The organism is Ewingella sp. CoE-038-23, from assembly GCF_040419245.1.
Lineage (GTDB): Bacteria > Pseudomonadota > Gammaproteobacteria > Enterobacterales > Enterobacteriaceae > Ewingella > Ewingella allii.
The window spans coordinates 1-6,977 of record NZ_JAZHOH010000005.1 but is presented as its reverse complement, the minus strand read 5'-3'; the positions used below and the strand labels follow the sequence as shown (position 1 = coordinate 6,977).

At 41.0% G+C, this 6,977-nt stretch carries 9 protein-coding genes and 1 pseudogene; 6 read left to right on the top strand and 4 right to left on the bottom strand.

The features are described from left to right. A pseudogene (locus V2154_RS24795) lies at positions 1–74 on the bottom strand (tRNA modification GTPase); the annotation flags it as partial. Between the two features lie 12 nt (positions 75–86). Further along, positions 87–1,193 carry a mobilization protein MobA gene (mobA, locus tag V2154_RS24790; RefSeq protein WP_145594230.1) on the bottom strand — a complete coding sequence of 369 codons (1,107 nt, stop codon included), beginning with the start codon at positions 1,191–1,193 and terminating at the stop codon, positions 87–89. A gap of 164 nt (positions 1,194–1,357) precedes the next feature. Between mobA and traD the strand changes: the two genes are divergently transcribed. The 6 genes from traD (at position 1,358) to V2154_RS24760 (ending at position 4,634) form a co-directional block, all read left to right on the top strand. Then, positions 1,358–1,825, top strand: coding sequence for a conjugal transfer protein TraD (gene traD, locus V2154_RS24785; RefSeq protein WP_167311095.1), 468 nt, complete (start codon positions 1,358–1,360; stop codon positions 1,823–1,825). 596 nt (positions 1,826–2,421) lie between these two features. Continuing rightward, positions 2,422–3,369 carry a replication initiation protein gene (locus V2154_RS24780; RefSeq protein ID WP_349963053.1) on the top strand — a complete coding sequence of 316 codons (948 nt, stop codon included), beginning with the start codon at positions 2,422–2,424 and terminating at the stop codon, positions 3,367–3,369. A 7-nt stretch (positions 3,370–3,376) separates the two neighbouring features. Beyond that, positions 3,377–3,790 (top strand): hypothetical protein, encoded by a 414-nt coding sequence (locus tag V2154_RS24775; protein ID WP_167311093.1) that lies wholly within the window; start codon positions 3,377–3,379, stop codon positions 3,788–3,790. Then, on the top strand, positions 3,769–3,918 hold the full coding sequence (locus V2154_RS24770; protein WP_353504437.1) for a hypothetical protein: 150 nt from the start codon (positions 3,769–3,771) through the stop codon (positions 3,916–3,918). The genes V2154_RS24775 and V2154_RS24770 overlap by 22 nt, the downstream gene beginning before the upstream one ends. Positions 3,919–4,036: 118 nt before the next feature. Next, positions 4,037–4,354 (top strand): type II toxin-antitoxin system RelE/ParE family toxin, encoded by a 318-nt coding sequence (locus V2154_RS24765; RefSeq protein WP_134412310.1) that lies wholly within the window; start codon positions 4,037–4,039, stop codon positions 4,352–4,354. Continuing rightward, positions 4,347–4,634 (top strand): helix-turn-helix domain-containing protein, encoded by a 288-nt coding sequence (locus V2154_RS24760; protein ID WP_145594224.1) that lies wholly within the window; start codon positions 4,347–4,349, stop codon positions 4,632–4,634. The genes V2154_RS24765 and V2154_RS24760 overlap by 8 nt, the downstream gene beginning before the upstream one ends. A 93-nt stretch (positions 4,635–4,727) precedes the next feature. Here the strand turns inward: V2154_RS24760 and V2154_RS24755 are convergent, their stop codons facing one another. Then, positions 4,728–6,443, bottom strand: a complete 1,716-nt coding sequence (locus tag V2154_RS24755) for a DUF262 domain-containing protein (protein WP_349963056.1) — start codon at positions 6,441–6,443, stop codon at positions 4,728–4,730. A gap of 17 nt (positions 6,444–6,460) precedes the next feature. Beyond that, on the bottom strand, positions 6,461–6,977 hold a 517-nt coding region (locus V2154_RS24750; protein WP_353504436.1), incomplete at its 5' end, for a tRNA modification GTPase.

The following is a 6,977-nucleotide window of genomic DNA, read 5'->3' as shown; positions in this document are numbered from 1 at the left end:
AGCGCGGCAACCCGTTTTTCCTGTGCCTGCTGATGCCCGATAAGGGCAGCAATCTGTTTAATTTCGTCGCTCATGTAAAATCCTGTCTATCGTGAGAATGACCAGCCTTTGTCTGGTTTCTGTTGTTTCTGTTCGGCAATACGCTGCCGCTCTTTCTCCTGCTGGCGCTGTTTTTCAGCGAGTGCGGCACGTTCCTGCTGCCTGACCATCTCCTGATGTATGCCCTGAAACTCTGCCATTGCATCGTTCACAAGGGACTGAAGGTCGATTTCTTCCTGTATGTCCTTCATGGCATCGCTGACCAGTTCATTCAGCTTGTCCGGCTCTTTTTCAAAATCGAACACCCTGCCGGAAACGGCGTCCTGTTCAGGCTTCGCCTGTTTTGGCGTCAGAGTGTCCCGCTCACTAAGGGCTTCCCGTAACGAAGTGGTCACGTCAATGACGCTGTCACGTTCATCACGGCACTGCTGAACCTGTCGTTCTGCTTCCCTGCGTTCAAGAATGGCCTGTAACTGGTCAGTATCAAAGCGCTGTACCTGTCCCGCGCCCAGATGCCGCTCCGGCTCGCGCTCGATGCCCTGTGCTTTCAGGGAACGGGCATCAACCCGGTCAGTATGCTGATGCCGTTCAAGACAGGTGTTCTGAAGGTCAGCCCAACGCTCACGCTGGGCAACAAGATGCTCTTTGCGCTCCGTCGGTGTTTCCCCGAAACGTACCTTTTTAGCCCCGCCACGCTCCGGCTCTTTGTTGTTCGCACGTTTGAAATACTGCTGCGGGTCACGGTCAATCCCGTCATTCATCCGCTCAGAGAACATGATATGCGCATGCGGCTGTTCGCCACCGGCTATCGCCGCTTTTGGGTTATGGATAGCAAACTGATACGCATGACGGTCGCCGATTTCCTGCCGGACAAAATCGCGGACCAGCTCAAGACGCTGCTCCGATTTCAGTTCACGCGGCAGGGCAATTTCAATCTCGCGGTAGGTGCAGCCGTTGGCACGTTCAAACGTATCAGCGGCTTTCCAGAACTCGGACGGTTTATGCGCTGCCCATGCGGGCATGTTGCCGGACTCCTTATACTCAAGGTCAGAGTCTTTTTCACGGGCATACTTCCCCTCACGCGAAATGTAATCGGCATGGGGAGAGGCATTGCCTTTTCCGCCGGTTTTTACGCTGAGATGATAGGATGCCATCGTGTTTTATCCCGCGGAAGGCGCGCACCGTTTCTGAACAAAGTAAAGAAACGTCTAAGTGCGCCCTGATAAATAAAAGAGTTATCAGGGATTGTAGTGGAATTTGACCTTTGCTGCCACCAATGAGCATAATTCCCCCGTTAACATTCAGAGGATAAACGGGCATGAATAAAAGCGAAAAACAGGAAAAATGGGCGGCAGAAAGAGTGCAGTATATCCGTGGCTTAAAGTCGCCTAATGAACAACAGCGGCTTATGGTATTGCTGACGGATAAAGCCAACAAAACAGCGCAGGATATTAAAACGCTGTCACTGCTGATTCAGGCAGAACAGGCAGCAGAGAAAGCACAGGAAGCCAGAGCAAAGGTGATGAACCTGATACAGGCAGAGAAACGTGCAGAAGCCAGGGCGGCTCGCAAAGCCCGTGACCATGCTCTGTATCAGTCAGCCGGCTTACTTATCATGGCGGGACTGGTAGACAGCCAGACAGGGAAGCCCGTCGATGATACTGCTGCCCTACTGGGCGCATTAGCCAGTCTCAATGATTTGTCACGGGATAATCCTAAGTGGTCTGACTGGAAAATCAGAGGTCAGGAATTGCTGAACAGCAAAAAGTCAGACAGCAACACCTGACAGGATAGTGATTAAACGCACTGAGAAGCCCGTGACGGGCTTTTCTTATCTCAGAAGTTGAATCCTTCACTGTCATCAATAAAAAGCGCCTGTAGTGCCGTTTACCTCCATTCCCTGCCAGAGCCGTGAGCGAAGCGAACTGAATTTCACGGAAACAACAGCGATTCAGGTGCCAAATGGTCGGAGACGAAAGGAATGTTCAGCGATGTGCCCGAGCTTGCGAGGGTGCTATCTCAGTGTTTTGGGGGTTCAAAGGTCTGTTTTGAAGAGGAGCAAACAGTGTTTGCGACATCCTTTTATCATACTGGATCACTCACTCAGGCTGTCAGTTATCCACAGGACTGGGATCTATTCTTTTTTATCTTTTCTATTCTTTCTTTATTCTAGAGATTTTAAATCGTTGATATATAAAGATAAAAAAACACAAAGGTGACACGATTTTAATAGAAGGTGACACGATTTTAATAAAAAACCAACCAAAGGTGACACGATTTTAATAGAACTCACAGAATCAACATAAAGGTGAAGTGTTTTATATACATTCACCTTTATGCTTGGTATGTTATAAAAAAAAACTGTCACCTTCCTGAGGAGTTATGTCTGAACTAATTGTATTTAAAGCCAATGAACTGGCGGTAAGTCGCTATGACCTAACAGATCAAGAGACAAAATTGATTTTATATTGTGTGGCTCATCTGAACCCTTGTTTAGAACCGACTCGTGAAAATAGAACGTTACGGTTTAACTATGCGGAATACGCTAACACTATGGGAATGACGCCAGAGCAGGCATGGAATAATCTCTATAATTCAACAAAACATCTCATGACGAGAACAGTAGAGATCACAAATCCAACAGTAAAAAAAGAGCGGATAATTTTTCAGTGGACTAATTTCGCTAAGTTTTCATCGGAAGAGTTGGAGCTTGTTTTCAGCGAAGAAATACTACCCTATTTATTTCAACTAAAAAAATTCATCAAATACAACCTTGAGCATGTGAAATTATTTAAAAATAAGTACTCCATGCGAGTTTATGAGTGGCTTCTAAAAGAATTAACACAAAAAAACACCCATAGAGCGAACATTGAAATAAGTATTGATGATTTTAAATTCATGTTGATGTTAGAAACAAACTATCCTGAATTTAAAAAATTCAAACAGAATGTATTGAATGTTATATCTAAAGACCTCAACACTTACAGCAACATGAAATTAGAAATTGAAAAACGAGGTCGCCCTGCTGACACACTGATATTTCAGGTTGAACTGAATACGCAAATTGATTTGGTAACAGAACTTGCGAAAGATCCTGAATTAAAAAAAGCAGATAAAAAAATCATTTTAACTCCTGAAAATCGTCTGCATGAGGGACTTAAAAAAACACTACACGATGCTTTAACTGTAAAAATTCAACTTACTAGTTTTGAAGCAAAATTCTTGAGTGACATGCAAAGCAAGTATGATCTCAATGGTTCATTCTCATGGCTGACGCAAAAACAACGAACCACACTAGAGAACATACTGGCTAAATACGGAAGGATCTGAGGTTCTTATGGCTCTTGTATCTATCAGTGAAGCATCAAGACTAACAAATAAAAGTAGAACAACTGTTCACCGTTACATATCAAACGGGAAATTGTCCACCTGCACAGATGAGAAAGGCATAAAAAAGATAGATACATCAGAGCTTTTACGCGTTTTTGGTGCATTCAAATCTGTTCACCATGAACAGAGTGACAATGTAACAGATGAACAGCATGTAACATCTAATGGAACAGGTGAAACCAGTAAAACAAAGCAACTAGAACATGAAGTTGAACACCTGAGACAACTCGTTACAGCTCAACAGTCGCACATAGACAGCCTAAAACAGGCAATGCTGCTTATCGAATCCAAACTGCCAACAGCACCAGAACCAGCTACGCAGCCGGTGGTAAAAAAATCATGGAAATTCTGGAAGAAATAGCAGTTTCAGCCAGTTTGCTGGCTGAAACCAATCCCGCCATTCTGATAACAAACCGGCAACACCAAAACAGCCCGTCTTTGGGCGACAAAATCCGCGCTTTTGGACGTTACTGCGGGTTCTGGGGATGAGTACCTGGTCAGTGGTGCGCGAAAGATCGATTATGTTAAATATAGCAGAAAAACCATTAAATTAACCTATAGTGCAAATTGCCTTTTGTGCTAATATTTCGCTATGGAGGGCGAACCAGTGTTTAACGTAATATTGCACGATGATGTACCGAATGAGCTAGCTGACTTACCGCCAGTAGTCAGAGCAAAAATGATTCGCTTGATTGATAAACTTAAAACCAACGCTACTGCATTGCGAGAGCCAGATAGCAAACCACTTAGAGATGGATTATTTGAGTTAAGGACGATGGGGACGGATATTGCCAGAGGTCTTTATGTTTATCAGAAAGGCAGGAATATCTATCTACTTAGAGTCTTTATTAAAAAGACACAGAAAACCCCATCAGGTGAAATATCTATAGCCTTTGAACGTCTTGAGGAGATGCTAAATGAGTAAAGTTAAAGGTATCGCTTGGGAGCATGTTAGAAAAGAATTGCTCTCTAATCATGAGGTTCAAGCAGCCTATGAAGCAGAGGAACGCAAGGAAAGACTTCAGGCCATGCTTGCTGAGTGGCGCAATCATGCAGGATTAACAAGAGCTCAAGTGGCAGAGCGCATGGGCGTTACTCCTCCTACTGTTTCTCGCATGGAATCTAATGTGATTAAAGCTAGCCTTGAAACACTGGCTCGATATGCAAGAGCATGTGGGGTGAAACATCCTCAGATCACATTGTAGTTTAAAAGCCGCTTGAAGCGGCTTTAAATGTTTGATCGAACATATCAAAATCAGGCAATTACACAAATTTATGCATAAACTCGCCTTTTGTATTTAAATCAATTTATTTTTTAGTTCATTAATTAATAACTCTGTCCTTAAAGACACATACTCTCTAAAGTTAGAGATGTTTAAATCAGTCTCTGGGATCAAGTGTTTACGCAAAAAATCACATCTATCTTTACCTTCAGTTTCTTTATCAACCCAAACAGACAATGGCTTCTTGTTTTTAGACATGTTTTCATTAGCATCCAACATTTGGATATTAACTAATGAATTATAAACACTCCACCCAAAATTATTTTTATCATCTTCACAAAGTTCGTCATACATGACAGCTGGATGTAGATGATCTTTGTGAAAGTCATTATTTTTATAATCTAAGTTTGGATAAAGCAATGATAACAAGGAAAATGAATATTTATCATCCATCTGGGTGCTTAATAAGTCATGAATAAATTCATCTGAAATACTAACATCATATTTTATTTCACTATTTATACTTTCAACCGGAAATAAATTCACATCTCCAATTGGATGTGAAATAACATCACTTGTAAATGCCTTTCTTATCTTATTTAAAATAGTATCGGAAGTGCCACCGAAAACTCTTTTAACCAGAGCTACATGCAACCATTTTTTTATTATATTTCTATCTTCACTAAATGAAGATCTTTTGTAAAAATCATTCGGCAAGTGTCGATGGTACATATAATAAACAATTGGTAGTAAAGCATTTTTAGATACAAGCGTGCCATTTGAAAACCCGAAAGAAATGATCAGATCAAATACTGATACTATAACATTCCTTATTCTAACCCACTCCGTTTCAAATGACTCAGCATTACTTTTTGAAAAGTTTGTAACTTTAAATCTAATATCCTTACTATGAAGGTAAAGAAAACATTTCAAAATAAAGTCTTTCGATATTGTAAAACCCTTGTCTCTAATAACATCAACTAAACCATATATTTCTTTCCTTGCATCTTTTTTCTCCCAGTTAGCAACAGCTATAGACATTATTAAATCAGAAAAAGTTAATGGCTCACCACCACTGTTAACTCTAATGAAAATATTTAAAGCCTTATCAATTTCCTGTTCAGTTTCAAGAAAAAAATTAATTATTTGCTTGGAGTGTATAACATTTTTCAATGTGGACATTGCACGATATGAATACTCCGACTCCTTCATTTTATTTTCATCAAGATATTTATTAAAATCGAAATCATCGGACAGTCCATATATGTCAGAAACTTTAAACCATTTATATTTTGATCTTTCAACTTCAAGTGGAGTTAAAAAATTAAACTCATAAATCCTACCATCCTCTTCATCTTCTAATGGTCGAGATACATTCAAATAAACATATCTAGTTGGATAGACTCGTTCAGAATTTTCTTCTTTTAATCTTGGTGTTCTATATGCGTAACTGCCACGCAATGCTATATAAAGAGATGTAAGCCTCTGTTGACCATCTAGTATTGCGGTAAAATCGCCATGACCACTAGTTTCAACCTCTTCATTTCTCGTGTTATATTTCTTCCTATAGTTGCATATAAATTTATAGAATTTAAAATTCTTCTTTGTTTCCCCCTCCACTCGCCAAAATAGGAATGAACTTATTGGGTAGTTACGCATTATAGAATCAAGTAACCATTCTATCTTACTATGCTCCCACACAAACTCCCTTTGAATTGAAGGAAGTAAATACCTTTGGTTTTCAATATTTTTAATTGCTTCAGCTATTGTTATAGGTGTTTGAAATGACATGTGTACCTCAGTGAATTTTATTTAATTGATTCTATCAGATAAAAGCGGTCACCTTTTTTATTAGTATATTCCACACCGGTTACCTGCACACAAGGCTTACCGTCGCAGATACTAATATTCGCCAGAGGAGCTTTTTTCTCCCAGATAGCTTCCATGCGTTGCATCTCAGCAATCCGCGCATAGCCACTGTCGATAAAGTAATACATTCCCCATAAGCAGCCCCCCATCACCGCAATCATCGTCATGCCGATATAAATCGCAGACTTCCATGTATAACGCGACATTTCACGCTGCATTTCGAACACGGACTCCTGAGCCACTTTCACCACCTGATTAAGGGCATTTACGGCGGGCTTCTGCTGCTCAATACTGGCTTGCTTTAACTCACGCTCAACCTGATTCAGTGCGGTATTAACAGATTTTTTCACCGTTTCAGTCATGTTGCCGGAAGCACTGTCCAGCTCACGGATAACCTGAGACAACTGCGCGGTCTGCCGGCTTAACTGGGCGGACTCTTTCTGAAATTCATCAATC

Coding starts and splice junctions, on each gene's coding strand:
- mobA (WP_145594230.1), bottom strand. CDS start 1,193: ATGGCATCCTATCATCTCAGCGTAAAAACCGGCGGAAAAGGCAATGCC.
- traD (WP_167311095.1), top strand. CDS start 1,358: ATGAATAAAAGCGAAAAACAGGAAAAATGGGCGGCAGAAAGAGTGCAG.
- V2154_RS24780 (WP_349963053.1), top strand. CDS start 2,422: ATGTCTGAACTAATTGTATTTAAAGCCAATGAACTGGCGGTAAGTCGC.
- V2154_RS24775 (WP_167311093.1), top strand. CDS start 3,377: ATGGCTCTTGTATCTATCAGTGAAGCATCAAGACTAACAAATAAAAGT.
- V2154_RS24770 (WP_353504437.1), top strand. CDS start 3,769: ATGGAAATTCTGGAAGAAATAGCAGTTTCAGCCAGTTTGCTGGCTGAA.
- V2154_RS24760 (WP_145594224.1), top strand. CDS start 4,347: ATGAGTAAAGTTAAAGGTATCGCTTGGGAGCATGTTAGAAAAGAATTG.
- V2154_RS24755 (WP_349963056.1), bottom strand. CDS start 6,443: ATGTCATTTCAAACACCTATAACAATAGCTGAAGCAATTAAAAATATT.